27 protein-coding genes and 1 tRNA gene are annotated in these 23,114 nt (G+C 65.8%); 19 read left to right on the top strand and 9 right to left on the bottom strand.

Annotation, left to right across the window (positions count from 1 at the left end; genetic code table 11):
- Window positions 1-21: 21 nt before the first annotated feature.
- The 7 genes from WBP06_RS02970 (at window position 22) to WBP06_RS02940 (ending at window position 4,362) form a co-directional block, all read left to right on the top strand.
- Entirely contained in the window at window positions 22-600 is a 579-nt protein-coding gene (locus WBP06_RS02970) for a NifU family protein (RefSeq protein ID WP_395331707.1), read from the top strand.
- 13 nt (window positions 601-613) lie between these two features.
- Window positions 614-1,279 carry a tRNA (adenosine(37)-N6)-threonylcarbamoyltransferase complex dimerization subunit type 1 TsaB gene (gene tsaB / locus WBP06_RS02965; protein ID WP_395331705.1) on the top strand — a complete coding sequence of 222 codons (666 nt, stop codon included), beginning with the start codon at window positions 614-616 and terminating at the stop codon, window positions 1,277-1,279.
- A gap of 14 nt (window positions 1,280-1,293) precedes the next feature.
- Window positions 1,294-1,776: a GNAT family N-acetyltransferase gene (locus tag WBP06_RS02960; RefSeq protein ID WP_395334004.1), complete on the top strand. Its 483-nt coding sequence runs from the start codon at window positions 1,294-1,296 to the stop codon at window positions 1,774-1,776.
- A gap of 178 nt (window positions 1,777-1,954) precedes the next feature.
- Window positions 1,955-2,401: a MucR family transcriptional regulator gene (locus WBP06_RS02955; RefSeq protein WP_395331703.1), complete on the top strand. Its 447-nt coding sequence runs from the start codon at window positions 1,955-1,957 to the stop codon at window positions 2,399-2,401.
- A 177-nt stretch (window positions 2,402-2,578) separates the two neighbouring features.
- Window positions 2,579-3,016 carry a Fur family transcriptional regulator gene (locus WBP06_RS02950; RefSeq protein WP_395331701.1) on the top strand — a complete coding sequence of 146 codons (438 nt, stop codon included), beginning with the start codon at window positions 2,579-2,581 and terminating at the stop codon, window positions 3,014-3,016.
- Window positions 3,013-3,780 carry a lysophospholipid acyltransferase family protein gene (locus WBP06_RS02945; RefSeq protein WP_395331699.1) on the top strand — a complete coding sequence of 256 codons (768 nt, stop codon included), beginning with the start codon at window positions 3,013-3,015 and terminating at the stop codon, window positions 3,778-3,780. Before WBP06_RS02950 ends, WBP06_RS02945 begins: the two co-directional genes overlap by 4 nt.
- A 105-nt stretch (window positions 3,781-3,885) precedes the next feature.
- Window positions 3,886-4,362, top strand: coding sequence for a DUF4440 domain-containing protein (locus WBP06_RS02940; RefSeq protein ID WP_395331697.1), 477 nt, complete (start codon window positions 3,886-3,888; stop codon window positions 4,360-4,362).
- A gap of 147 nt (window positions 4,363-4,509) precedes the next feature.
- Here the strand turns inward: WBP06_RS02940 and WBP06_RS02935 are convergent, their stop codons facing one another.
- The gene (locus WBP06_RS02935) at window positions 4,510-5,184 is read right to left on the bottom strand and encodes a hypothetical protein (protein WP_395331695.1); all 675 of its coding nucleotides are present in this window, start codon (window positions 5,182-5,184) and stop codon (window positions 4,510-4,512) included.
- Window positions 5,185-5,252: 68 nt separating this feature from the next.
- On the opposite strand from WBP06_RS02935, the gene ispH reads away from it, so the two are divergent.
- The 4 genes from ispH to WBP06_RS02915 all read left to right on the top strand — a co-directional run bounded on the left by ispH (window position 5,253) and on the right by WBP06_RS02915 (window position 8,952).
- Window positions 5,253-6,227, top strand: a complete 975-nt coding sequence (ispH, locus tag WBP06_RS02930) for a 4-hydroxy-3-methylbut-2-enyl diphosphate reductase (RefSeq protein WP_395331693.1) — start codon at window positions 5,253-5,255, stop codon at window positions 6,225-6,227.
- Between the two features lie 13 nt (window positions 6,228-6,240).
- The gene (gene thrB / locus WBP06_RS02925) at window positions 6,241-7,230 is read left to right on the top strand and encodes a homoserine kinase (protein ID WP_395331690.1); all 990 of its coding nucleotides are present in this window, start codon (window positions 6,241-6,243) and stop codon (window positions 7,228-7,230) included.
- Window positions 7,227-7,667 (top strand): ribonuclease HI, encoded by a 441-nt coding sequence (gene rnhA, locus WBP06_RS02920; protein ID WP_395331688.1) that lies wholly within the window; start codon window positions 7,227-7,229, stop codon window positions 7,665-7,667. Before thrB ends, rnhA begins: the two co-directional genes overlap by 4 nt.
- A gap of 160 nt (window positions 7,668-7,827) precedes the next feature.
- Window positions 7,828-8,952, top strand: coding sequence for an FUSC family protein (locus WBP06_RS02915; protein WP_395331686.1), 1,125 nt, complete (start codon window positions 7,828-7,830; stop codon window positions 8,950-8,952).
- A gap of 31 nt (window positions 8,953-8,983) precedes the next feature.
- On the opposite strand, the gene WBP06_RS02910 is transcribed toward WBP06_RS02915, so the two are convergent.
- Both WBP06_RS02910 and WBP06_RS02905 read right to left on the bottom strand, forming a co-directional pair.
- Window positions 8,984-10,087 (bottom strand): NAD(P)/FAD-dependent oxidoreductase, encoded by a 1,104-nt coding sequence (locus WBP06_RS02910; protein WP_395331684.1) that lies wholly within the window; start codon window positions 10,085-10,087, stop codon window positions 8,984-8,986.
- Window positions 10,088-10,181: 94 nt separating this feature from the next.
- Complete coding sequence (locus tag WBP06_RS02905; RefSeq protein ID WP_395334002.1) at window positions 10,182-11,138, bottom strand: alpha/beta hydrolase; 957 nt, start codon at window positions 11,136-11,138, stop codon at window positions 10,182-10,184.
- A gap of 129 nt (window positions 11,139-11,267) precedes the next feature.
- Here WBP06_RS02905 and WBP06_RS02900 point away from each other — a divergent pair, with 129 nt between their 5' ends.
- From WBP06_RS02900 to WBP06_RS02870, 7 genes are all read left to right on the top strand, one after another.
- Window positions 11,268-11,975 carry a prepilin peptidase gene (locus WBP06_RS02900; RefSeq protein WP_395331682.1) on the top strand — a complete coding sequence of 236 codons (708 nt, stop codon included), beginning with the start codon at window positions 11,268-11,270 and terminating at the stop codon, window positions 11,973-11,975.
- A gap of 69 nt (window positions 11,976-12,044) precedes the next feature.
- Window positions 12,045-13,052, top strand: coding sequence for a Flp pilus assembly protein CpaB (gene cpaB, locus WBP06_RS02895; RefSeq protein ID WP_395331680.1), 1,008 nt, complete (start codon window positions 12,045-12,047; stop codon window positions 13,050-13,052).
- A gap of 47 nt (window positions 13,053-13,099) precedes the next feature.
- The gene (locus WBP06_RS02890) at window positions 13,100-14,650 is read left to right on the top strand and encodes a type II and III secretion system protein family protein (protein WP_395331678.1); all 1,551 of its coding nucleotides are present in this window, start codon (window positions 13,100-13,102) and stop codon (window positions 14,648-14,650) included.
- Window positions 14,651-14,664: 14 nt separating this feature from the next.
- A complete protein-coding gene (locus WBP06_RS02885) occupies window positions 14,665-15,336 on the top strand; it encodes a CpaD family pilus assembly protein (RefSeq protein WP_395331676.1) in 672 nt (223 codons plus the stop codon).
- Between the two features lie 4 nt (window positions 15,337-15,340).
- A complete protein-coding gene (locus tag WBP06_RS02880) occupies window positions 15,341-16,612 on the top strand; it encodes a pilus assembly protein CpaE (RefSeq protein ID WP_395331674.1) in 1,272 nt (423 codons plus the stop codon).
- 61 nt (window positions 16,613-16,673) lie between these two features.
- On the top strand, window positions 16,674-17,645 hold the full coding sequence (locus tag WBP06_RS02875; protein ID WP_395331672.1) for a type II secretion system F family protein: 972 nt from the start codon (window positions 16,674-16,676) through the stop codon (window positions 17,643-17,645).
- Between the two features lie 15 nt (window positions 17,646-17,660).
- Window positions 17,661-18,680: a type II secretion system F family protein gene (locus WBP06_RS02870; protein ID WP_395331669.1), complete on the top strand. Its 1,020-nt coding sequence runs from the start codon at window positions 17,661-17,663 to the stop codon at window positions 18,678-18,680.
- A gap of 137 nt (window positions 18,681-18,817) precedes the next feature.
- Here the strand turns inward: WBP06_RS02870 and WBP06_RS02865 are convergent, their stop codons facing one another.
- The gene (locus WBP06_RS02865) at window positions 18,818-19,462 is read right to left on the bottom strand and encodes a LysE family translocator (RefSeq protein ID WP_395331667.1); all 645 of its coding nucleotides are present in this window, start codon (window positions 19,460-19,462) and stop codon (window positions 18,818-18,820) included.
- A 389-nt stretch (window positions 19,463-19,851) separates the two neighbouring features.
- Here WBP06_RS02865 and WBP06_RS02860 point away from each other — a divergent pair.
- Window positions 19,852-19,927, top strand: a tRNA-Ala gene (locus WBP06_RS02860).
- A gap of 43 nt (window positions 19,928-19,970) precedes the next feature.
- Here the strand turns inward: WBP06_RS02860 and WBP06_RS02855 are convergent.
- From WBP06_RS02855 to WBP06_RS02835, 5 genes are all read right to left on the bottom strand, one after another.
- A complete protein-coding gene (locus WBP06_RS02855) occupies window positions 19,971-20,198 on the bottom strand; it encodes a hypothetical protein (protein ID WP_395334000.1) in 228 nt (75 codons plus the stop codon).
- 43 nt (window positions 20,199-20,241) lie between these two features.
- Window positions 20,242-21,132 (bottom strand): S-methyl-5'-thioadenosine phosphorylase, encoded by an 891-nt coding sequence (mtnP, locus tag WBP06_RS02850; protein WP_395331665.1) that lies wholly within the window; start codon window positions 21,130-21,132, stop codon window positions 20,242-20,244.
- Entirely contained in the window at window positions 21,122-21,766 is a 645-nt protein-coding gene (locus WBP06_RS02845; protein WP_395331663.1) for a TetR family transcriptional regulator, read from the bottom strand. Before WBP06_RS02845 ends, mtnP begins: the two co-directional genes overlap by 11 nt.
- An 11-nt stretch (window positions 21,767-21,777) precedes the next feature.
- Entirely contained in the window at window positions 21,778-22,563 is a 786-nt protein-coding gene (locus WBP06_RS02840) for an SDR family oxidoreductase (protein WP_395331661.1), read from the bottom strand.
- A gap of 154 nt (window positions 22,564-22,717) precedes the next feature.
- Complete coding sequence (locus WBP06_RS02835) at window positions 22,718-23,068, bottom strand: hypothetical protein (protein WP_395331659.1); 351 nt, start codon at window positions 23,066-23,068, stop codon at window positions 22,718-22,720.
- Window positions 23,069-23,114 lie beyond the last annotated feature (46 nt).

The following is a 23,114-nucleotide window of genomic DNA, read 5'->3' as shown; positions in this document are numbered from 1 at the left end:
TGCTCCTACATCGCGGGAACCATGTACATCGAAACCGAAGCCACGCCGAACCCCGCCACGCTCAAGTTCCTGCCCGGCCGGCAGGTCATGCCCGCGGGCACGCGCGAATTCACCTCGCCAGAGGCGGCCGAAGCCTCGCCGCTGGCGCAGGGCCTGTTCGACCTTGGCGACGTGACCGGCGTGTTCTTCGGCGAGCATTTCGTTTCCGTCACTGCCGCGCCCGGCGTGGAATGGTCGGACCTGAAGCCGCAGGTGGTTTCGGTGCTGCTCGATCATTTCGTGTCGCAGGCGCCGCTGTTCGCCGGCGGCAGCGCCAGCGGCTTCTCGGTCCCGCCCGAAGAGGAAGAGGACTATGGCGAGGATCCGGCCGATGCCGACATCGTGGAGCAGATCAAGGACCTGATCGAAACCCGCGTGCGCCCGGCCGTTGCCAACGACGGTGGCGACATCGTCTATCGCGGCTTCCGCGACGGCGTGGTCTATCTGGCCATGCAAGGCGCCTGCTCGGGCTGCCCCTCTTCCACCGCAACGCTGAAGCACGGCATCGAAAGCCTGCTGAAGCACTACGTTCCCGAAGTCACCGAAGTTCGCGCCGCCTGATCCCGACGCGATCGTGACCGCATCCGCCGATAGCCGAGCGCCGGATCTTCCCGGCCTGACTCTCGCGATAGACAGCGCGACCGAGGCTTGCTCGGTGGCGCTGTTCGCCGATGGCACGCTGATCGCGGGCGATTACCATATGCTGGGCCGCGGCCATGCCGAGGCGCTGGTGCCGATGATCGCCGCCCTGCCCGATCGCGGCCGCGCCGCCCGCATCGCCGTGGCCCTGGGCCCGGGCAGCTTCACCGGCGTGCGCGTGGGGCTTGCCGCCGCCCGCGCACTGGCCCTGGCCTGGGGCGCCGACGTGCTGGGCTATCCGACGATGGACCTGATCGCGGCAATGGCCCGTCAGCAACGCGGTGACGCGCCGGTGGCCGTGGCGATGACCGGCGGCCACGGCGAATGGTTCGTGCAGGGTTTCGACGCGGCAGGCGCCACGATCCGCCCGCTCGCCTCGCTGCGCCCGGATGCCGCCTCGGCCGAGTGCGCGGAAAGACTGGTGGCCGGCACGCAGGCAGAGGCCTTGGTGGCCGCTCGCGGTTCAGGCGATGCGCTTGCCCTTTGGCCGGACGCGCGCTGCCTGCCGCTGCTGCCGGCCTTCACGCTGACGGCAGAGGCGCATCCGCTCTATGGCCGCGCACCCGATGCCAAGCCGATGGCCACCACCGGAGCCCAGTAATGACCAGCGCACGCATGTTCGACGATCTGGACCGCATCATGGACGTGATGGCAGCGGCCTTCGATCCGGCATGGGGCGAAGCCTGGAGCCGCCGTCAGGTGGATGATGCGCTGGCGATCGGCAATTGCCATTACCGACTGGTTTCGCCGCAAGGCCAGCCGGTTGACGAAGGCGAAAAAGCGGCCGGCTTTTCTCTTTCGCGCACCGGTTACGAAGAAGAAGAGCTGCTTCTTCTTGGCGTTAAACCCGAATATCGGCGACTTGGACTTGGCCGCACCCTTCTGGACACCCTTCGCGACGATGCCGCATCGCGCGGCGCCCAACGGTTGCTGCTTGAAATGAGAAAAGGCAATCCTGCCGAGTTCCTTTATTCCGGTTTCGGCTTCTATCCCATTGGCGAACGCAAGGATTACTATCGCCTGCCCAATGGCGAGCGGATCGATGCAATCACCTTCGCCTGCAACATTTGCAACGCTATTGCGACCGGCTTGCACTGACATTGCAACCAAATCGGCAGTATTCACGCTGGATTAACGCGCAATAATTACGACAAGTAGGAACCAATAGGGAAACGCCTTGTTTTCTGCACAAGATTGGTTCATTGCGAAGTGCGGAACGTGAATCGCCCTGTCGATCCCGCTCCTATAGGTCGCAAAAATAAAAGGTCGTAAGAAAATGGACGCTATCCAGGCTGACGCCAACGAAACACTTATCACGCTTACTTCTGACATTGTCGCCGCACATGTCAGCAACAACAGCGTCGGTGTGGAAGATCTCCCTGCGCTCATCACCAATGTCTACGGCGCCCTTGCCGGTCTCGGCAGCACGCCCGTGGTCGAGGAAGAAAAGCCTGAGCCCGCCGTTTCGGTGCGCGCCTCGGTAAAGCCTGACTACATCGTCTGCCTTGAAGACGGCAAGAAGCTGAAGATGCTGAAGCGCCACCTGATGACGCACTACAACATGACGCCGGAAGAATATCGCGCGCGCTGGAACCTGCCCGCCGACTATCCGATGGTTGCCCCCAACTACGCCGAAAAGCGTCGCGAACTGGCCAAGAAGATCGGCCTGGGCCGCAAGCCCAACGCGCGCCGCGGCCGCAAGCCCAAGACTGCCGCCGCCTGAGCGACAGCACCCTGAGGCCGCCTGATCGCCGCCTGGCACCGCAAAAACACCCCTTCGCAGCATCGCGAAGGGACCAAACTGCGGAAAGGCGGATGGTCCAGCGCCCCCAAAGGTTGTGATTGGAGGCGCACCAGCCTAAATAGCGGGTGCGCCTCTTTTCATTGATACAGGTCAAACGTGCATCAACCTATCGACATCGAAGCCCTCTGCGCCGAACGCGGCCTGCGTATCACCGAACAACGCCGGGTGATCGCCAAGGTCCTGTCCGAAAGCACGGACCACCCCGATGTGGAGAAGCTGCACCAGCGCGCCTCCGCGCTCGACCCGGGAATCTCGATCGCCACGGTCTACCGCACCGTGCGCCTGTTCGAGGAAGCGGGCATTCTGGACCGCCACGATTTCGGCGACGGCCGCGCCCGCTATGAAGCCGCGCCCGAAGCGCATCACGATCACATGATCGACGTCGAATCCGGCGCCGTCATCGAATTCGTCGATCCCGAACTGGAAGCGCTGCAGCGCCAGGTTGCCGAACGCCTCGGCTTCCGCCTCGTCGATCACCGCATGGAACTGTTCGGCGTGAAGATCGAACGCGAGGACGGCGAAACCCGCAAGTGACACAGACGGCAGCGGCCGTGCCGGGGCGCGCCATCGCGCTCTGGGGCTGGCCGCTTGTCGTCATCCGGCTGGCCGCGCTTCTTGCCACGCTGCTCGTCAGCCTTGCCGCCTATTACCTGATCGCGATCTTCACGCGCACCAACCCCGCGCCGCGCGTGTTCCTGCGCGCGGTGGCGGCGATTTCCGGCCTGCGGATCAGCATACACGGCCCCCGCCCCGCCGCGCGCAGCGTGCTTCTGGCCAATCACGTATCCTGGCTGGACGTTCCCGCGCTGGCCGGGACGACGGGCACCGCCTTCGTGGCGCATGACGGCCTTGCCGATTTCGGCCCGCTGCGCTGGCTCTGCGAATTGAACGACACGATCTTCGTCGCCCGGCACGAACGCCGCAGCGTCGCCGCGCAGATCGAACAAGTCCGCAACGCCATCGCCGATACCGGCAGCCTGACGATCTTCCCCGAAGGCACCACCAGCGACGGCACGGGACTGCTGCCGTTCAAATCCTCGCTGCTGTCCGCCGTCGAGGCGAACTGCGATGATTTGGCGATCCAGCCGGTCTGGCTGGACTATGGCCCGCGCGTGGCGGACATGGCCTGGGTGGGTGAGGAACCGGGTCAGGACAACTTCCTGCGCATCCTGGCGCGCTGGAAACCGCTGCACCTGACGCTTCATTTCCTGCCGCCACTGACCGCCGAACAGCGCGCCGATCGCAAGACGATCGCCCGCCACGCGCGTGAGGCGATCGAACGGGCGATGGCGGAATAAGGCTCAAGGTCGCCAATTGACGGGCCGCCACCCGCACGACGATTTGTTGCCATAGGTCGGCCTGTGTGAGAGCCTGAAAGCTGGCATCAGCGACGGGAAGCAGACATGCTCGGCAGGATAATCTTTTCGCTTCTGATGTTAAGCACGCCTCTGGCGACAGAAGCTCAAGTACCGCCTCCGCCATCGTTGCCGGGGCAAGCCGTTTTGGCGGAGCAACTGGTCCGCACCATCGAGAGCAAAGATGTGGACGGTTACGCCGCCCTCTTGGCCGATGACGTTGTCGTTACCGAAGACGGCAAGGAAATAGCGCACGGCAAACCTGACTGGATCGCCCAATATGGCAAGAAGCTGGCCGCACATGGTGTGGCGTTCAAGATATCTCCCGGCTTTTCCTCCACGCGCCGCCTGCTGTTCATTGAATATTTCAATTCAGCCGGAAGCTGGGGCACCGACATCCCGTCGCATTGCTGCTGGTCCTATGATGCGGTGGCCTATGATGTGGCCGATGGCAAAGTAACGACCATCCAACGGCTACGCGGAGGCGACATGAGACTTGATGAACGCGGAAAGCCAGTGAAATAAAAGGCCCGCCCAGTCACCATAGCCGCAGGCTTGTTGTCCCTGGACTGGTTCCGCCGGAAGACATCCCAAAGGGCAGCTAATCCGAAGCCGAGCAGGCGTGCACCCCCGAACGACTCTGCGGCTCGGGGTACAAGCCGCCCACCAAACTCAACGCGTGGCGTTGTACGCCAACTGGCTTTCGTCGAGCTGGAAGCCCACCAGCACTTCGAAGCTGGCGCGTGCCACGGCGGTCTTGACGTCGGGCTGCGACAGCGGATCGACCGCCGCGTCCTGATCGCCGGCCTTGCGCGGGCGGGTGATGCGTTCGCGAATGTCGGCGGGCAGCGTGGCGGCGGCGCGATCGATGAAGGCGGAACCGGAGAAGTGCGCCTGCGCGCGGTCCTGACCGGCGGCGAAGCTGACCTGCACCTGGCCCACGCGCTTGGAGACCACGGCAGAGCCGCCCTGCAGCACGCTGACGAAGACCGGCAGCGTCACCTGGCGGGCGCCCTGCGTATCGTTGCGGCGGGCCAGCACGTCGAAACTGACTTGCGAGGTAACCTTGTCGTTCGCCTGCGCGCCGTTCTGGTCGCCACACTGCGAACGCACGTTGGTGATCGCGGCGACGACGTCGATATTGGTCGAGGTCTTGTCGTTCGGCGCACGGAACAGCGTGATGTCGCCCGTGTAGTCGGGAACGCCCACCGCCGGGCATGCCGTACGCACCGCCGTGATGCCGACACCCGAATCGACCACGATATCGCCCTTCTTTGCACAACCGCTCAGCGCGGTCACCGCAGCAGCGGAGCAGAGGACGGTAGCAGTCAGGCGGCGTGCATTCATCGGTACATCCCTCGAGTGGCGTGCGCTTGCCCTAGCGGCGCGCGCGGCAAAGCGCTAGAGGCCCATTCATGAACGCGCCCTTTCCGCCTGAGAAGACGCTCGAAACGAACGAGCCCCTGCGCCTGCTGATCGCTGCCCCCCGTGGATTCTGCGCCGGCGTCGACCGCGCCATCGAGATTGTCGAGCGTGCGCTCGAAATCTATGGCGCCCCCGTCTACGTGCGCCACGAAATCGTGCATAACAAGTTCGTGGTCGATAGCCTGAAGGCCAAGGGTGCGGTCTTCGTCGAACGCGTGGACCAGGTGCCGGACGGCGTGCCGGTGATCTTTTCCGCCCACGGCGTGCCCAAGTCGGTTCCTGCCGAGGCAAGCGCACGCGGGCTTGAGTGGCTGGACGCCACTTGCCCGCTGGTCAGCAAGGTGCACCGCCAGGCCGAACGCCAGATCGCCGATGGCCGCCACATCCTGTTCATCGGCCATGCCGGCCATCCCGAGGTGATCGGCACGTTCGGGCAGGTTCCCGAAGGCAACATGACGCTGATCGAAACGGTGGAAGACGTCGCCACCGTGGACGTGCCCGCCGATCGCGAACTGGCCTATCTGTCGCAGACCACACTCTCCGTCGACGATACCCACGCGATCATCGCCGCGATCGAGGCACGCTTCCCCCATGTCGTCGCCCCCAAGGCGGAAGACATCTGCTACGCCACGTCCAACCGGCAGGCCGCCGTCAAGCAGATCGCGCCGCAGTGCGAACTGGTGCTGGTGATCGGCTCTCCCAAAAGCTCCAACTCGTTGCGTCTTGTCGAAGTGGCGGAGCGTTCGGGGTCGATCGGCCGCATGATTCAGCGCGCCACCGATATCGATCCGGCCTGGTTCGACGGGATTTCCAACGTCGGCCTTACCGCCGGCGCCTCCGCGCCCGAGGAACTGGTCAACGAAGTGATCGCCCGCATCGCGGAACTGCGCGACGTGACGGCGGAGCAGGTCGTCACCGCCGAAGAGACCATCACTTTCAAGCTGCCCCGCCAGCTCGTCCGCTGAGGATTTTCCAGACATGGCAGTCTATACCCGGCTCGGCGCCGAAGAGATGGCGGCGATCGTCGATGCCTTCGACGTCGGCACGCTGATCTCCGCCAAGGGCATCGCCGAGGGCGTTTCCAACAGCAACTGGCTGATCGAAACGCAGCAGGGCGACGAAGCCCGCCGCTTCATCCTGACCGTCTACGAAAGCCGCACCGAAGTGGCGGAGCTGCCGTTCTTCCTCGATCTGCTGGACCATCTGGCAGAGCGTGGTTGCCCGGTGCCGCGCACCATGCATGATCGCGACGGCGCCAGCCATCGCCTGATCGATACGCCGGAAGGCAAGAAGGCGCTGGCCCTGATCGAATACCTGCCGGGGGTTTCGGTATCCGAACCCACGGTGGATCAGGCCCGCTCAGTGGGTGCGGCGCTGGCGCAAGTGCATCGCGCCTCCGCCGATTTCCCGATGAACCGCGCCAATTCGCTGGACTTGCCGGCATGGCAGCAGTTGCTGGGCGATTGCGGGCATGACGGGCTGGCCTCGATCGATGCCGATCTGGCCGCGCTGGTGGAGCGTGAACTGCCGGCGCTTGCGATCGAATGGCCGGCGGACCTGCCGCGCGGCGTGATCCATGCCGACCTGTTCCCGGACAACGTGCTGATGCTGGGCGACCGGGTGACCGGCCTGATCGACTTCTACTTCGCCTGCACCGATCTGCTGGCCTACGACGTGGCGGTAACGCATGCGGCGTGGAGCTTCTCCAACGACGGCACGCGGTTCGACGCCGCGCTTTCGGCCGCGCTGATCGAGGGTTACGAAAGCGTGCGCCCGCTCTCCGCCGCCGAACGCGCCGCCCTGCCGGTGCTGGCGCGCGGTGCCGCCGTGCGCTTCCTTGCCACCCGCGCCTACGACTGGCTGAACACGCCCGCAGACGCGCTTGTCACCCCGAAGGACCCGATGGCTTTCGCACGACGCCTTGAATTCTATGCCGATCCGGCGAACCACGGTATCTTCGGCGCATGAAGAAGGTAGACGTTTTCACCGATGGCGCGTGCAAGGGCAACCCCGGCCCCGGCGGCTGGGGCGTGCTGCTGCGCATGGGCGTGCATGAGAAGGAGATGTCGGGCGGCGATCCCGACACCACCAACAACCGCATGGAGATGACGGCCGTCATCAAGGCGCTGAACGCCCTGACCGAGCCTTGCGAAGTCACGCTGCATACCGACAGCAAGTACGTGATCGACGGGATCACCAAATGGGTCCACGGCTGGAAGAAGAAGGGCTGGATCAATGCCAGCAAGCAGCCGGTGCGCAATGCGGACCTGTGGCATGACCTGATCGAGGCCAGCGGCCGCCATCAGGTGGAATGGCAATGGGTGCGCGGCCATTCCGGCCATGTCGAGAACGAGCGCGTGGACAAGCTGGCGAGCGACGCGGCGGTCGCAGCCGGCAAGAGCTGAGAGTCGGTTTGAAAATGCCTGAAGAGGCATTTTTGCGCGGCACCGGCCCGCTCCCCCACCCGACCTCCCACGAAGTGTACCCTGGTGGGAGGTCGGGTGGGGGAGCGGGCCGGTGCCGCAAAATCCGCCTGCGGCGGATTTTCAAACGGGACCTGACGGTTTGCCGGATCGGGCTCTGACACTCGACGCCTTCCGGCAGGCATTCCGACAGGAAACACGCGCGCTGGTCACGCCCGGGCCACGCATGGCGGATGAGTGGGCCTGCGTCGCCTCGGTCATGCTGGCCATCGTCATCGCCCACCTGATCGGCGCGAAGATGGTCGGCTGGGCCGCCTTTACCGCGTTCGTCCTGCTCAAGAGCCAGGCTTCGGAAACGATGTTGCGCGGGGTGCTGCGCATCGCCGGCACCGCGCTGGGATCGGGGCTAGCGCTGATCGTGGTGCCGTGGGCGGCCCGCTCTCTGCCGCTGGCGATGGCCAGCGCGGCGATCGTCGGCACCATCGGCCTCTATGGCATGATCACCGCCCGGCGCGCCTATGCCTGGCTGCTGTTCGGCCTGACGTTCGAGATGGTCCTGCTGGACAAGCTGGAACACCCCGCGCTCGACACCATGGATTTCGCCCAGACGCGCCTGCTGGAAGTGATCGCGGGCACCATCGCCTGCGTGATCGTCAGCCTGGTGACGGCAACGCTGGCGGGCCGGAAGTGGCTGGACCTGCAGAGCCCCCGCCCCGAACGGATGGGCTGGCATCCCCACGCCGCGCGGCACGCCATGCAGGCGGGCATCGCCATTTCCGTCTTGCCGCTGCTCCATGCGCTGTTCGATCTGCCGGAGATGGCGCAGGCGGCGGTCACCGTGATGGCGGTGATGATCGTGCCGATCGGCGGGATCGGCGCCAGCGGCTTCGTGCCGGTGACGCGGCGCCTGTTTCATCGCACGCTGGGCTGCCTGGCCGGCGGCGCGCTGGCGCTGATCGTGCTGCTGGTGGCGCAAGGCAGCGCGCCGGTGCTGATCGCGGGCACCTGCCTTGGCATCGTGATCGGCCGCCATATCGAGAATGGCCTGCCGCAGATCACCTACCTGGGCCTGCAATTCACGCTGACGGTGCTGGTGGTGCTGGTGCCCGATTCCTATGCGGACGCGCATATCCTGCCCGCCATCCACCGCCTGATCAGCATCCTGATCGGCATGGCCGTGCTGGAGCCGGTGCTGCTGGTATGGCATTTCGTGGCGCCGGGCAGGAAACCCGCCGGGCGCGCGGAGGATGCACCGGGTTCGGAATGACTGTTCTTGAAAACCCGCCGCCCGCGGGGCTTCAGGCCGTCACGAAACGTCCGGGTGCATAAGGCGCGGGATCGAGATCGCCGCCCTTCCCGCCCATCAGCAGCGAAGCGCCCAGCGCCGCCGCCGCCGGCGCGGTCTGGATGCCGAAGCCGCCCTGCCCGGCGAACCAGAAGAACGCCGGATCGGCGGGATCGAAACCATAGACTGGCAGCCGGTCCGGCGCGAAGGAGCGCAAGCCCGCCCAGCGATGCTCCACGCGCTCGACCGGCCAGTCCACCACGCGTTCCAGCCGATCTATCGCCAGCGCCACATCCAGTTCCTCGGCCGCGGCATCGCACGGGGCGCTGGGGGTTTCGTCATGCGGGCTGAGCCAGAGGCGGCCGTGTTCGGGCTTGAAATAGAATGTCTCGCCCAGATCCAGCACCAGCGGCAGGTCGTCCGGCACCGGGCGGCCGACAGCCAGCTGCGCGACCGTGCGCCGATAGGGCGCGATCCCCAGCGGCGCGATGCCCGCCAGCCGCGCCACCGGATCGGCCCATGCCCCGGCGGCATTGACCAGCACCGCGCACGTGATCTCGCCGCCATCGGCCAGCGCCAGCGTCCAGCCGGTCGCCGTGCGCATGGCCGCGCGCAGGCCTGCGCGGCAGCGGATCTCCACCCCCTGACGGCGGGCGGTGGCCAGATAGTGCTGGTGCAGCCCGGCCACGTCGATATCGCAGGTGCTCGGCTCCAGCACGCCGGAGGTCCAGCCGTCGCGCAGACCGGGCACCCTTGCGGCGATCCCTGCGCGGTCCAGCACATGAACCTCTACGCCCAGATCGCCGTAGACCCGCGCGAAGCGCTCGACTTCGGCTTCCTCGCCCGCGCGGCCCAGCGTCAGCGCCGTGCGCGGCGCCAACATGTTCAGTGCGCGAAGTTCGGGGCCGGACGCCGCCGTCAATGGCTGGACGCCCGGCCCGCCATAGCTCTCGGTCCAGAAGGCGGCGGAGCGGCCGGTGGCGTGATACCCGGGGCGATCCTCGCCCTCGATCACCAGCACGCCCGGATTCCCGTCGCCATGGCCTGAAAGCCGCGCAGCCAGCGAGGCACCGGCCATGCCGGCGCCGACGACGACGATATCGAACCGCGAATCCATAGGGGGCAGCCCCTAGAGCATTTTCGACGCGGGTGGCATCACCTGGCGCTCCGGAAAATGCCGCAATCCAGAAATAGCCGGCTCGCGATCCGATTCAGACGCTGACGGGCGCCGTATCGTTCAGGAAATCCCGGATCGCGGCCATCGCCCGATCGCGCACGGGATCGACCTCTCGCAAGATCTCGTGCCGGCACTCGCGGCCCCAATCGACCATCCGGGAATGCGGCAGGCGGGCAGCGGCACGGCGAATCGCCGGCCATGAGACCAAACCGTCATGCCGGGCGGCCAGCAGCAGCACCGGCACGTCCACCGATTCGAGCACGCCCTTCGCCTCCAGCCCCCGAATCGAGGCCAGCGCCCGTTCGATCCAGCCCCAGCTCGCCGGGCCCATGGCGATGGCGGGGCGTTCCCGCCGCCACCAGTCCTCATCGGCATAGCGCGATTCGTCATGGGTCAGCAGCAGCGCCCGGGCATTCGGGATCAACTGGGGCTTCTCGTTGCCTTTCCACGCCGGGCGGCGCGAATCGCCCAGCGCGGCGATGACGCGGGAAACCGGGTGCAGCAGCGCGGCGGGAATCGCGGTGGGATGGATGCCCAGCATCGGCGCCGAAAGCACCAGCGCATCGGGATCGACGCGCTTTTCCGCCACCGCGCGCATGGCCAGGTGCCCGCCCATCGAATGGCCGACAAGGACGTGCGGGCCGGGTGTGCGGCCCGCCCAATCGGCCCAGAATTTCGCCAGATCGTCGATCCAGGTGGCGAAATCGTCGACATGGCCGGTGGTACCGTCACGCCCCAGACGACCGCTTAGGGCCTGTCCGCGCCAGTCGATCGAACTGACCGCCCAGCCCTCTTCCGCCCACTGTTCCAGCGTCTCCAGCCACTTCTCGTAGCAGTCGCCGCGCCCCGGCAGGAACAGCAGCGATCCACGCGGGCTTTCGGGGGCCGCCCAGTCGATCCGGCGGATCGCGGTCTTGCCGTCCGCCGCCAGCCAGCGGCCTTCCACGGCATCGTGCGGGATCGCCCGGCGGGCCTGGTCCTTCTTTTCCATTACCTTGAAAGGATGGGGAATTTCGCTTGTTTCGATGGTCACGTGGCTAATTCCAGCCTCAGCGCACTGGTTACTATTTGGTAAGTGATACTCGCTAGATCATTCCCCTGTTAAGGGGGGTCCTAACGCATGTTCGCCGCGTATTTTGCCTACGCATTGCTGGCCGCATTGGCAACCGCGCTGCTCGTCGCCGCCTTCACCGACCTGAAGCGGCGCGAGATAGACAACGCGCTTAACCTTGGCATCGCACTGGCCGCCCCGCTGTGGTGGCTGGCGATGGGCTACAGCTGGACGCAGGCCGGATTCCAGATCGGCCTTGCGCTGGTGACTTTCGTGGTGGCCTGCCTCCTCTTCATCGTGCGCCAGATGGGCGGCGGCGACGTCAAACTGCTGACGGCGCTGGCATTGTGGTTCTCCCCCCAGCATTTTCTGGTGCTGGTGGTGCTGATGGCCATTGCCGGCGGGGGCGCCTCGGTCGCCATGGCCGCGCTCAACATGCAGCGTCGCCCCGGCGAACAGGCGCGCGACATTCTTGCATGGATCTTTGCCGCGGGCTGGGTCTGGCTGGCAACCAGCATGATCTGGACGCTGGCGACCGGCCAGCCGCTGGCGATGCCGAACGGTTTCGCCGGCATGTCCGGCCTGGCGGCGGCAGCCATCGGGCTTGCCGTGGTCGTCCTGTTCACCCTCGCCTTCATCCACATTCAGCGCCGCCAGAAATCGAAGCTGAAAGTGCCCTACGGCGTCGCCATCGCGGCAGCCGGGCTCTGGGTGATCGCGGACCGCGCGATTTCGGCAATTCATACCAATGTCCAATCGGGCGCCCTGCTGGGGTGAACCTGATTTTAACCAATTTACCCGAAGGTACACAGAGTTAGTCGGGGATACTCAGGGGGCTTTTGAGCCATGGATAAGAAGAAGCTGGTGCTGCTGGTCGTCGCGTTGCTTGTCGCAGCCGGCACCGCCTTTGTCGCCAGATCGTTGTTCAGCGGTGCCGCTGCACCGCAGGCCGGCGCCGTGGCCGTGCCCACCGGCCCCAAGGTCCTGGTGGCCCAACGCGCGCTGCCGGTCGGGACGATCATCACCGCCGATTCGATCTCCTATCAGGACTGGCCCAAGGAACTGGTGAAGGACGCCTACTTCATCGAGGGCGAGGCCGACATGCAGAAGCTGCTCGGCACCGTGGTCCGCTATCCCATCACTGCCGGCCAGCCGATCACCCAGGGCGGCCTCGTCGCACCGGGCGATCGCGGCTTCCTGGCCGCCGCGCTGGCGCCGGGCATGCGTGCGGTGACCATCCCCGTTTCCGCCAAGACCGGCGTCGGCGGCTTCATCTTCCCAGGTGACCACGTCGACCTCGTGCTCACGCAGCAGGTCACCGGCAACGATGGCGGCCAGCCGCTGCGCGCTTCGGAAACGATCCTGCGCAACATGCGCGTGCTCGCCACCGACCAGGCCACCGACAACGAAGTGGTGGAAGGCAAGACCGTGGTCCACGCCTTCAGCACCGTCACCCTCGAAGTCACCCCCCGCATCGCCGAGAAGGTGGCCGTCGCGCAGGAACTGGGCACGATCAGCCTTTCGCTCCGCTCGATCGCGGACAACCAGAGCGACTTCGATCGCATCCTCGCCGCCGGTGAGGTCAAGGTGCCCGAAGGCGCGACCAAGGCGCAGGAAGAACAGATCATGCGCACGGCGATGAACCAGCCGATGGAAGGCAACACCACCTACCAGACCGGCGGCGACGTCTCGCGCTTCCAGCGTTCCAGCCGTCCGGCCATGTCAGGCCCGGCCGCGCCGATCATGTCGCCCGCACGGGTTCCCGCCGCCGCTGGCCCGACCGTTCCGCTGGGCCCGGTGGTCCGCGTGACCCGCGGCAAGAACGTCACCGTCGAATCCGTGGGCGGCCACTGATGTCTGCGCCGCACCTCAACCGCTTTTATCCGACGAAGGGCAATCCGATGAACACGCGCCTTCTCAAGTCCCTGCTGCGCGCCGCCTGCGTGCTTTCGCCGCTGGCCATGCCGTTTGCCGCCCCGGTTACCGCACAGTCGGTGGTCCGTCCGGCGCAGGACATCTCGCTCGCAATCGGCAACGGCCAGCTGGTCAACGTGCCCGGCGCGATGACCGACGTGTTCGTGGCCAACGACGCGGTCGCCGACGTCCAGGTCAAGTCGCGCAACCAGTTCTACCTGTTCGGCAAGGCCGGCGGCACCACCACCGTCTACGCCAGCAATGCAGCGGGCGCGGTAGTCTGGTCGGCCACGATCCGGGTCGGTTCGAACATCGACAGCGTCGATTCGATGCTGCACCTCGCCATGCCGGAAGCCAGGATCGGCGTCTCCACCGTGGGCACCGGCACGTTCCTGCTGACCGGCACCGTCAAGTCGCCCGAAGATGCGGCCGAGGCCGAGCGTCTGGTCCAGGCCTATGTCGGCAAGGAGGCCAATGTGATCAGCCGCCTGCGGCTGGCGACGCCCGTGCAGGTCAACCTGCAGGTTCGCATCGCCGAAGTCAGCCGCACGCTGGTGAAGCAGTTGCAAACGAACATCACCACGATCGACGGCACCGGCGGCTTTCAGTTCGGCCTCGGCCAAGGCCGCAGCGGCTGGTACGATAAATTCAACACGGGCGGCCCTCTCGGCATGGGAAACACTATCGTCCGCACCAACCCTGATGGGACGACGACTCCCGGCACCGGGGTCAATCCCATCACCACTGGCAGCACGCTGGCGGGCATGGGCAAGCTGTTCGGCATGAACATCCTTGGCGCGCTGGACGCGGGCGAGACGGTGGGCCTTTCCACCACCCTTGCCCAGCCGAACCTGACCACGCTTTCGGGCGAGACGGCCAATTTCCTCGCAGGTGGCGAATACCCGATCCCGGTTGCGCAGGGCGGCACCAGCAACACCATTTCCGTCGAATACAAAAACTATGGCGTCTCGCTCAGCTACACGCCAACAGTCCTGTCGAACGGCCGCATCTCGATGCGCGTACGCCCCGAAGTATCCGAGCTTACGGCTGACGGCGCGGTTTCGCTGAACGGCTATTCGGTCCCCGCGCTAAACGTGCGCCGCGCGGAAACGACGGTGGAGCTGGGTTCCGGCCAAAGCTTCATGATTGCTGGCCTGCTGAGCAACAATTCGCAGAACACTATCCAGAAGCTGCCCGGTGCGGGTGATATCCCGATCCTTGGCTCGCTGTTCCGGTCGACCAACTACAAGCGTGGGGAGACCGAGCTGGTGATCGTGGTCACTCCCTACCTCGTCAACCCGGTGGACGCGAACGACATCAAGCTGCCGACCGACGGCTTCAACGCGCCCAACGACCTGCAGCGCCTGCTGGGCAACATGGCCAGCGACGGCGCCGGCAACGCCACACCCGCGCCGGCCGCCAACGGGAACAGCGCTCCGGCGGGTCCGTCGGTGGGTGGCGAAGCCCGCGCAAGCGACGGGAAAGGCTCCAAGGGCGCTTCGGCGTCCGGTGCCCGCCCCGGCTTCAGCATGAAGTGAGAAAGGTGAAACCGATGATCCTGATCAAGAGCGCCCCGAACCGGGCTCTTTCCGGCCGCATCGCCGGGGGCGCATTCGCCCTCTCGCTTGGCCTCGCGCTGTCCGCCTGCGGTGGCATTCCGACCAACCGCTCGATGAATTCGGTTCATCAGCCGGTGGTGGAGAAAGTGAACTATACGCTGGACGTCGGCATCGGCGGCGATGGCCTGGCCTATGGTGAGCAGACCCGCCTTGCCGACTGGTTCACCGCCATGGGCGCCCGTTACGGCGACCGCGTCTATATCGAAGACACCAGCGGCAACCCGGCCACGCGCAGCGCGGTCGAAGCCGTTGCCTCGCGCTTCGGCATGCAGCTGAGCGAAGGCGCGCCGGCCACCGAAGGCTATCTGGATCAGGGCCGCGCGCGCGTGGTGCTGGTGCGAGCCAAGGCGTCGGTGCCCGGTTGCCCGAACTGGTCGACCAACAGCGACTTCAATCCCGGCAACGGCCTGTCCAGCAATTATGGCTGCGCCAACAATTCGAACCTTGCCGCGATGGTCGCCAACCCGGAAGATCTGGTTCACGGCCAGCAATCGGATGGCACTTCCAGCGTGCGCAGCTCCAAGGCGATCGACGCCTGGCGCAACGCCGCCCCGACCGGCAGTGGCGGTACTGCCGTTTCTTCCACCTCTTCGAAGGGGAGCTAATCCTGTGAACGCACCCTGGAAATCCGGCGGCCCCACCGGCCGCGACCAGTTCGCCGCCTATCTCTGCGACGAGGCCTCGCTCGACGTCCTGCGTCCGATCGCGATCGAGATGGGCTGGCAGCCGGAGAAGTGCAACAAGGGCGGCCTGCGCAACGCCGTGCAGTCGCTGGCGATTACCGCATCGCCCAACATCCTGCTGGTGGACCTGTCGGAAAGCGGCGATCCGCTGAACGATATCAATGCCCTGGCCGAAGTGTGCGAACCGGGCACGGTCGTCGTCGCGGTGGGCCAGGTCAACGACGTGCGCCTCTACCGCGACCTGATTGCCAGCGGCATTCACGACTATCTGCTGAAGCCGCTTTCGCCCTCGCAAGTGCGCGATTCGCTGGCGCAGGCGCAGGCCGTGTTCACCGCGCCGCGCAGCCATGACGGCGGCATCACCAAGCCGCACATCGCAACGGCGGTGATCGGCACGCGCGGCGGTGTCGGCGCATCGACGCTCGCCACCTCGCTCGCCTGGTTGTTCAGCGCCGACAACAAGCTGCCGACTGCCCTGCTCGATCTCGACATCCATTTCGGCACCGGCGCGCTGGTGCTGGATCTGGAGCCGGGCCGCGGGTTGACCGACGCGATCGAGAATCCCAGCCGTATCGACGGCCTGTTCATCGAACGCGCGATGATCCGCGCCAACGACAATCTTGCGATCCTGTCCGCCGAAGCGCCGATCAGCGCTCCCTTGATGACCGACGGTTCCGCCTTCGTCCAGTTGGAGGAAGAGTTCCGGCAGGCTTTCGAGATGACGGTGATCGACCTGCCGCGCAACATGCTGATCAACTTCCCGCAGTTGGTGGCCGACGTGAACGTGGTGGTGCTCGCCACCGAACTGACGCTGGCTTCCGCGCGCGACACCATTCGCATGCTGTCCTGGCTGAAGGCCCACGCCCCCCATGCCCGGGTGATCGTGGTGGCCAACAAGATCCAGTCGGGTCTGGCGGAAATCAGCAAGGCCGATTTCGAGGCTTCGATCGAGACGCGCATTCAGCTCTCGATCCCCTATGACCTCAAGGCCGCTTCCACGGCGGCCAAGCTGGGCCAGACTTTCGCCGACGCCAACCGCTCCACCCGCGCGGGCGGGGCCATCCGCGAACTCTCGCGCATGATCCTCGATGAAGCGGGCGAAGCGTCCGAAAAGGGCGCGGCCAAACCGTCGCTGCTCGGCAAGTTCGACCTCAAGGCGATGATGAGCAAGAGCACCAAGAAGGAAACGGCGGCCTGATGCCGCCGCGTGGGGCCATCCCACGCGGCGGGCCTGGCCCGGTTACGGACGGACGACGGCAATGAATGTGATGCAGCTCATCCTGGTGGCAGTCGGCCTGATCGCAGTGATCGGGCTGGTTCTTGCCGCGTTCTCCGGCCCTTCGCCGACCAAGGAATCCTCCCGCCGCCTGAAGTCGGTGCGCTTTCGCCATTCGCAGAGCCAGACCGACCGGATGGAGGCGCAGATGCGCCGTGCCGTCGCCGCCCGCAAGCCGCGCGTGCACAAGGCTGCCGGATCGGGTTCGAGGATCGACGCGCTGGCCCTGCGCCTGCACCGTTCGGGCCAGAGCTGGACGGTATCGCAGTACATCTATGGTTCGATAGGACTGGCCGTCACCTTGACCCTGCTGGTCTATCTGAAGTCCGGCGTGCCTCTGTTCGCGCTGGCCTTCGGTGGGTTCCTGGGCATTTGGCTGCCGCACTTCGTCCTGGGCAAGCTGATCTCGCGCCGCACCAATTCCTTCAACGTGAAGTTCGCCGACGCCATCGACCTTCTGGTGCGCGGCCTGCGTTCGGGCCTTCCGGTTACCGAGACGCTGGGTATCGTCGCCGCCGAAGTGCCCGGCCCGGTGGGCGAGGAATTCAAGCTCGTCACCGAACGCATGAAGATCGGCAAGACCATGGAGGAAGCGCTCCAGAATACCGCCGACCGGCTTGAGATCCCCGAATTCAACTTCTTCTGCATCACGCTGGCGATCCAGCGCGAAACCGGCGGCAACCTGGCGGAAACGCTGGCCAACCTGGGCGACGTGCTGCGCAAGCGTTCGCAGATGAAGCTGAAGATCCGCGCGATGAGCTCGGAATCGAAAGCCTCCGCCTACATCGTCGGCTCGCTGCCCTTCATCGTCTTCGGCATGATCTACTGGATCAACCCGGGCTACATCGGAAAGTTCTTCATCGACGAACGCCTGATGGTCGCCGGCATCGGCGGCGGCATCTGGATGGGCATCGGCGCCTTCATCATGGCCAAGATGGTCAGCTTCGAGATCTGAGCGGAAAGAATCACCATGCTCAACCAATCCGCCGGCCCCACCCTTCTCGGTTTCGACGTCTACTTCGTCGCCACGCTGCTGTCCGCAGTGGCCGCCGTCTCGGTGCTGATGGCGATCTATGCCGCCGTCACCGTGCGCGACCCGATGGCAAAGCGCGTGAAGGCGCTGAACCAGCGCCGCGAAGCGCTGAAGTCCGGCCTCGTCACCAGCACCGCCAAGAAGCGCACCTCGGTCGTCCGCCGCAACGAGACGACCGACAAGATCGGCAGCGTGCTGGGCGCGATGCGCGTGCTGCAGGACAGCCAGTTGAAGGTCATCCAGCAGAAACTGGCGCAGGCCGGCATCCGCAACAAGGAATGGGCCGTTGCCGTCGTCTTCGCCCGCATGGTCGCCCCGATCGTGCTGGGCGGCACCGCCGCGCTGGTGATCTACGGCATCAACTATTTCCCCGAATGGAGCGCCTTCAAACGCTTCATGGGCTTCGCCGCCATGCTCCTGCTGGGCTACAAGGGCCCGGACATCTTCCTGCAGAACCTGATCACCAAGCGTACCGACCTGATCCGCAAGGGCCTGCCGGACGCGCTGGACCTGCTGGTGATCTGCGCCGAAGCCGGCCTGACCGTGGACGCCGCGTTCGATCGCGTCGCCCGCGAGCTGGGCCGCGCCTATCCGGAACTGGGCGAGGAATTCTCGCTCACCTCGATCGAACTCTCGTTCCTGACCGAGCGCCGCCAGGCCTTCGAGAACCTGGCCTATCGCGTCAATCTGGATGCGATGAAGGGCGTGGTGACAACCATGATCCAGACAGAGCGCTACGGCACCCCGTTGGCATCGGCGCTGCGCGTGCTCTCGGCCGAATTCCGCAACGAGCGCATGATGCGTGCCGAGGAAAAGGCCGCGCGCCTGCCTGCGATCATGACCGTGCCGCTGATCCTGTTCATTCTGCCGACGCTGTTCGTCGTCATTCTGGGCCCGGCCGCCTGCTCGATCGCCGACGCCTTCTCCGGCGGTGACCCGCACCCGCCGCCGAAGTAAACGGCCGCCGACCTCACCACGATACCAGCCCCCTTCCCGGCACAGGCCGCGGAAGGGGGTTTGCTTTTGGGGGTTGGCTACGCGCCCGGTTTCATCATCCGCGCAGTCTCCTGCGCAGAGGGCGAGCACGCACCCGCTCAACGCGCCGAGGATGTCGCCAGCTTCAGCCCGAACAGCACGAACACCCCGCCCGTCAGCCGGTCCATCGTCTTCACCGCACCAGGGCGGCGCAGGAACCGGCCGAGTGGCGCCGCCGCACAGATCAGTGCCGCGAACCACACGACCGTCAGCAGCACATGGACCACCGCAAGGAAGAACGTGTAGCCGGCCACGCCCGCACTGCCCGTTACCGAGTGGGGCACGAATTGCGGCAAGAAGGTTACGTAGAACACGCCGATCTTGGGATTGAGCATGTTGGTGAGGAAGCCCTGCAGGAACGCCCCTCGCCCCGCCGGGGCCGCATCTGCCGCCCCCTCCTTCACGTCCAGAGCCTCACGCGGGCGCAACACCAGCTTGGCGCCCAGCCACAACAGGTAGGCCGCGCCGACGAACTTCACGATCGCATACGCCATTTCGGACGCCCGCAGCAGCGCGCCCAGGCCCAGCGCCACCGCCGCACCCCAGATCAGACAGCCCACCAGAATGCCCATCCCGCCAAAGGCGGCCGGGCGGCGCCCGTCCACGGTGGCCGAACGCAGCACCATGGCCGTGTCCACGCCGGGCGTGATGGTCAGGATCGTCGCCGCGACGACGAAAGCGAGCAGCAGGGAAAGGCCGGTCATGACGCGCTTCTACAGGCGCACTGCGACCGTGCCACCCCTGTTGCCCTAAATCCTATTGCCCAATCCTGCGGAGTCCGCCGCGAAGGCCGCCGGTCACCAGCTTGGCGATCCCGGCAAAGGAGGCGGAATGGTGGTTCCGCCCGGTAATCAGCGCCGCGCGAGTCGCGCTGCAGAGCGCCGTGTGGAAATGGTTCTGGCGCAGCAAATCCGCCGCAAGCCGATGGGGCGAATCCCATTTTCAGGGCCGGATCGGCGGCTCGGGCAAAACAGCCTGTCGATAACTTCATTTTCTTCTTGCCAGCCCGGCAAAGTCCCGCCAAAGGGCGCTCCTCCCCGGCGCAAGCAGGGGCACGGATCGGCCTTCCCAGGATCGATCTGCTGAAATGATTGGGGCCTTAGCTCAGCTGGGAGAGCGCCTGCATGGCATGCAGGAGGTCAGCGGTTCGATCCCGCTAGGCTCCACCATTTCCCTTCCGCCGATGCGGATTTGCCACCAAGATCAAATGGTTCAGATTGGGACTTCGACCAGTTCCACGATCTCGAACTGATAGCTTTTCCAGCCGCGCATGCGCTTGGCCTCTTCCGTGGCCGCGCGCTTGCGTTTGGCCTCCGCCAGCGAACGCTCGTGCCCCCAGAACACCTCGGTCTTGCCGTTTTCCAGCTCGGCAACGATGCGCCAGTAATGCGTGAAGGGATCGGCCGTGGGCCCGATGGTCTTTACGTAACCATCGGGCATCGTCGCCGTCAGATAGCGCTTCTTGCGTTTCGCCACAGCCGGATCACCCCTGCGGGGCAAGCACCCTGCCCGCCACCGCGTCCAGCCTTGCCAGCACGCCGGCATCGCGCGCATCGGGCGCGGTGATCAGCGCGTGGTCCAGCGCATGGTCGATAGGGCTATGCGTCCGCTCTGCCGGCAGCGTGGCGGCCAGCAGGCGCAACGTCTGGCGGGCAATCCGGGCGTTGGCGTGCATGACTTCCAGCACGTGGCTGACTTCGACGCCGGCCTCATCCTCGCGCCATGCGTCATAGTCGGTAACCATGCCCAGCATCGCGTAAGGCAGTTCCGCCTCGCGCGCCAGCCGCGCCTCGGGCATTCCGGTCATGCCGATCACGTCCGCGCCCCAGGCCTGATACATCCGGCTTTCGGCACGGGTGGAGAACTGCGGCCCTTCCATGGCCAGGTAGCATCCGGCCGGATGCACCGTGGCCCCGGCCAGCTTGGCAGCTTCGCCCGCCAGCGCGGAAAGGCGCGGGCAGACCGGATCGGCCAATGAGACATGCGCCACCATGCCGGTGCCGAAAAAGCTGCCGTTGCGGCCATGGGTGCGGTCGATGAACTGATCGACCATCACCATCTGCCCCGGCGCCATCTCCTCGCGCAGCGAACCGATGGCGGAAAGCGCCAGCACGTCGGTCACGCCGCAGCGCGCCAGCACGTCGATATTGGCGCGATAGTTCACGGCGGACGGCGGGATCGCGTGCCCTGCCCCGTGGCGGGCGATGAAAGTGAAGCGAATCCCTTCCAGCCGCCCGGTCACCACCGGCCCCGAAGCGTCTCCGAAGGGGCTGGAGACCGAAATCTCCTGTGCTTCTTCCAGTTCGATCCCGGCGGTCAGGCCCGATCCGCCGATCACCCCGATGTGCCAGAAGCTGCCTTTTTCAGCGCGCAAGAATACCTGCCATGATGATGTCTATGGTATGCTCGCGATAGCGGTCGCGCAGTTCCTCGGTCAATGTGTCCTGACCGAAACAGTGCTTGAGAACCAGCCGCGCCGAAAAGAACCGGTCCACCGCCCCCGTCACCGTGAAGTAGAACAGTTGCGGGTCGATCTCGCGGAAAACCCCGGCATCCACGCCGTTGCCGATCAGTTCCTCATAAGCACGATAGATCGGCGAGAGGTAGCTGTCGGCAATGCGCCGCGCCTCGGCATCGTCGCTTTCGCGCACCATGCGCATGGTCAGGCGGTTGAGGTACGGCACTTCGTAGAAGGTATCGACCACCTTCCAGAGATGGCGGCGCAGTTTGGCCTCCGGAGACCAGCCGTCCTTCGCCAGCAGCGCGTCCACGCTGGTGACGATGGCCTGCCAGTCCCGGTCCAATAGCGCCTTCAGCAGCCCGGCCTTGTTGCCGAAGTAATACTTCACCAGCGCCGAATTGAGGCCCGAGCGCAAGGACAGTTCGGACAGCGAAATGTCGATCACATCGCCTTCGCGCATGATCGCGCTCGCCGTGTCGAGCAGATGCGACCGCGCGCCCGGGGGCGGCGCGGTCTCTTCGCTGCTGGTCGTGCCGGTCGGAGCCATGGCCGCCGCCGTTACTTCGGCCCCATGCGGATCGCGCCGTCCAGACGGACGCTCTCGCCGTTGAGGTAGTCGTGCTCGACCATGAACAGCGCCAGCTTGGCGTATTCCTCTGCCTTGCCCAGACGCTTGGGGAACGGCACCATCGCCGCCAGCGCATCCTGCACCTGCTGCGGCATCGACGCCATCATCGGCGTTTCGAAAATGCCCGGCAGGATGGTGTTGACGCGGATGCCCTCGCTCATCAGGTCGCGCGCGACCGGCAGGGTCATCGCCAGCACGCCGCCCTTGGACGCGCCATAGGCGGCCTGGCCGATCTGCCCGTCCTGCGCCGCGACGGAAGCCGTGTTGACGATCGCCCCGCGCGCACCGAATTCGTCGACGGGATCCAGCGTGACCATGCCCGCGGCCGACTTGCTGATGCAGCGGAAGGTGCCGACCAGATTGATCGCGATCACCTTTTCGAACACCGCCATGTCATGCGCGCGCGGTTCGCCCGTCTCACGGTTCTTGCCCACGGTCTTGGCGGCAGGCGCGATGCCCGCGCAGTTCACCAGCACGCGTTCCTGGCCATGCGCGGCACGGGCCTTGGCGAAACCGGCATCGACGCTGGCGTCGCTGGTCACGTCCACCTTGCAGAACACGCCGCCGATCTCTGCCGCGATCGCCTCGCCGGCTTCCTCGTTCAGATCGAAGATCGCCACCTTCACGCCCTTGGCCGCAAGGCCGCGGGCCGTAGCCGCGCCAAGGCCGGAGGCTGCGCCGGTGACTACGGCGGCCGTGCTGCTGTCCAGAATCATCGAATTCTCCCGTTCCACGAAGCCGCCCGCCCTCCGCCTGTGCGGGAAGGTTGCACGACAATTTAATCGGCCGGTTAAGCGGCCTTCGTGGACAGGTCAACACTCAGCACGAAAACCCGCCCCGGCGACGTTACCCGCCGCCGGAGGCAGACCGTCACTGAACCGGGTCCATCCCGCGCTGGATCTGCGAACGCTCGATATTCTCGCGGTTGAGCTGGCGCTGGGCATCCCACTGGCTCTTGGGCATGCAGACCTTCTTCGCGTGCAGCAGCGAGCCGATTTCCTGCTGGCGCTGGCAGACGATGGGATCCTTCTTTTCGATCGGCGTCACTTGCGCGGCGGGCTGGGCCGCAGCCTGTCCGGTCGCGGGGCTGGCGGCAGCAGCGGCGCCGTTGGTTGCGTCGGCAGCAGCCGGGGCTGTCGGCGCAGTGGTCTGGCCGGCGGCAAATGCAGGTGTCGCAGTCAACAAAAAGGCGGCAATCAGAACAGGGGTACGCTTCAACATTGTATTCTCCCAGGCGCGCGCCCCGCAGGCACTGCGCCGTTTTCTC

Origin of the sequence: Novosphingobium mississippiense (assembly GCF_044029535.1) — a bacterium.
Taxonomy (GTDB): domain Bacteria; phylum Pseudomonadota; class Alphaproteobacteria; order Sphingomonadales; family Sphingomonadaceae; genus Novosphingobium.
This window is presented reverse-complemented; position numbering and strand designations above follow the sequence as displayed.

Excerpts from the sequence above, each read along its gene's own strand:
- WBP06_RS02935 (WP_395331695.1), bottom strand. The coding sequence starts at position 5,184 with ATGAATGCACGCCGCCTGACTGCTACCGTCCTCTGCTCCGCTGCTGCG.
- WBP06_RS02955 (WP_395331703.1), top strand. The coding sequence starts at position 1,955 with ATGGACGCTATCCAGGCTGACGCCAACGAAACACTTATCACGCTTACT.
- WBP06_RS02940 (WP_395331697.1), top strand. The coding sequence starts at position 3,886 with ATGCTCGGCAGGATAATCTTTTCGCTTCTGATGTTAAGCACGCCTCTG.
- WBP06_RS02835 (WP_395331659.1), bottom strand. The coding sequence starts at position 23,068 with ATGTTGAAGCGTACCCCTGTTCTGATTGCCGCCTTTTTGTTGACTGCG.
- WBP06_RS02875 (WP_395331672.1), top strand. The coding sequence starts at position 16,674 with ATGAATGTGATGCAGCTCATCCTGGTGGCAGTCGGCCTGATCGCAGTG.
- WBP06_RS02845 (WP_395331663.1), bottom strand. The coding sequence starts at position 21,766 with ATGGCTCCGACCGGCACGACCAGCAGCGAAGAGACCGCGCCGCCCCCG.
- WBP06_RS02855 (WP_395334000.1), bottom strand. The coding sequence starts at position 20,198 with ATGCCCGATGGTTACGTAAAGACCATCGGGCCCACGGCCGATCCCTTC.
- WBP06_RS02900 (WP_395331682.1), top strand. The coding sequence starts at position 11,268 with ATGTTCGCCGCGTATTTTGCCTACGCATTGCTGGCCGCATTGGCAACC.
- WBP06_RS02970 (WP_395331707.1), top strand. The coding sequence starts at position 22 with ATGTACATCGAAACCGAAGCCACGCCGAACCCCGCCACGCTCAAGTTC.
- rnhA (WP_395331688.1), top strand. The coding sequence starts at position 7,227 with ATGAAGAAGGTAGACGTTTTCACCGATGGCGCGTGCAAGGGCAACCCC.
- WBP06_RS02865 (WP_395331667.1), bottom strand. The coding sequence starts at position 19,462 with ATGACCGGCCTTTCCCTGCTGCTCGCTTTCGTCGTCGCGGCGACGATC.
- WBP06_RS02890 (WP_395331678.1), top strand. The coding sequence starts at position 13,100 with ATGAACACGCGCCTTCTCAAGTCCCTGCTGCGCGCCGCCTGCGTGCTT.
- WBP06_RS02885 (WP_395331676.1), top strand. The coding sequence starts at position 14,665 with ATGATCCTGATCAAGAGCGCCCCGAACCGGGCTCTTTCCGGCCGCATC.
- WBP06_RS02905 (WP_395334002.1), bottom strand. The coding sequence starts at position 11,138 with ATGGAAAAGAAGGACCAGGCCCGCCGGGCGATCCCGCACGATGCCGTG.
- cpaB (WP_395331680.1), top strand. The coding sequence starts at position 12,045 with ATGGATAAGAAGAAGCTGGTGCTGCTGGTCGTCGCGTTGCTTGTCGCA.
- ispH (WP_395331693.1), top strand. The coding sequence starts at position 5,253 with ATGAACGCGCCCTTTCCGCCTGAGAAGACGCTCGAAACGAACGAGCCC.
- WBP06_RS02870 (WP_395331669.1), top strand. The coding sequence starts at position 17,661 with ATGCTCAACCAATCCGCCGGCCCCACCCTTCTCGGTTTCGACGTCTAC.
- WBP06_RS02910 (WP_395331684.1), bottom strand. The coding sequence starts at position 10,087 with ATGGATTCGCGGTTCGATATCGTCGTCGTCGGCGCCGGCATGGCCGGT.
- thrB (WP_395331690.1), top strand. The coding sequence starts at position 6,241 with ATGGCAGTCTATACCCGGCTCGGCGCCGAAGAGATGGCGGCGATCGTC.
- WBP06_RS02840 (WP_395331661.1), bottom strand. The coding sequence starts at position 22,563 with ATGATTCTGGACAGCAGCACGGCCGCCGTAGTCACCGGCGCAGCCTCC.
- WBP06_RS02960 (WP_395334004.1), top strand. The coding sequence starts at position 1,294 with ATGTTCGACGATCTGGACCGCATCATGGACGTGATGGCAGCGGCCTTC.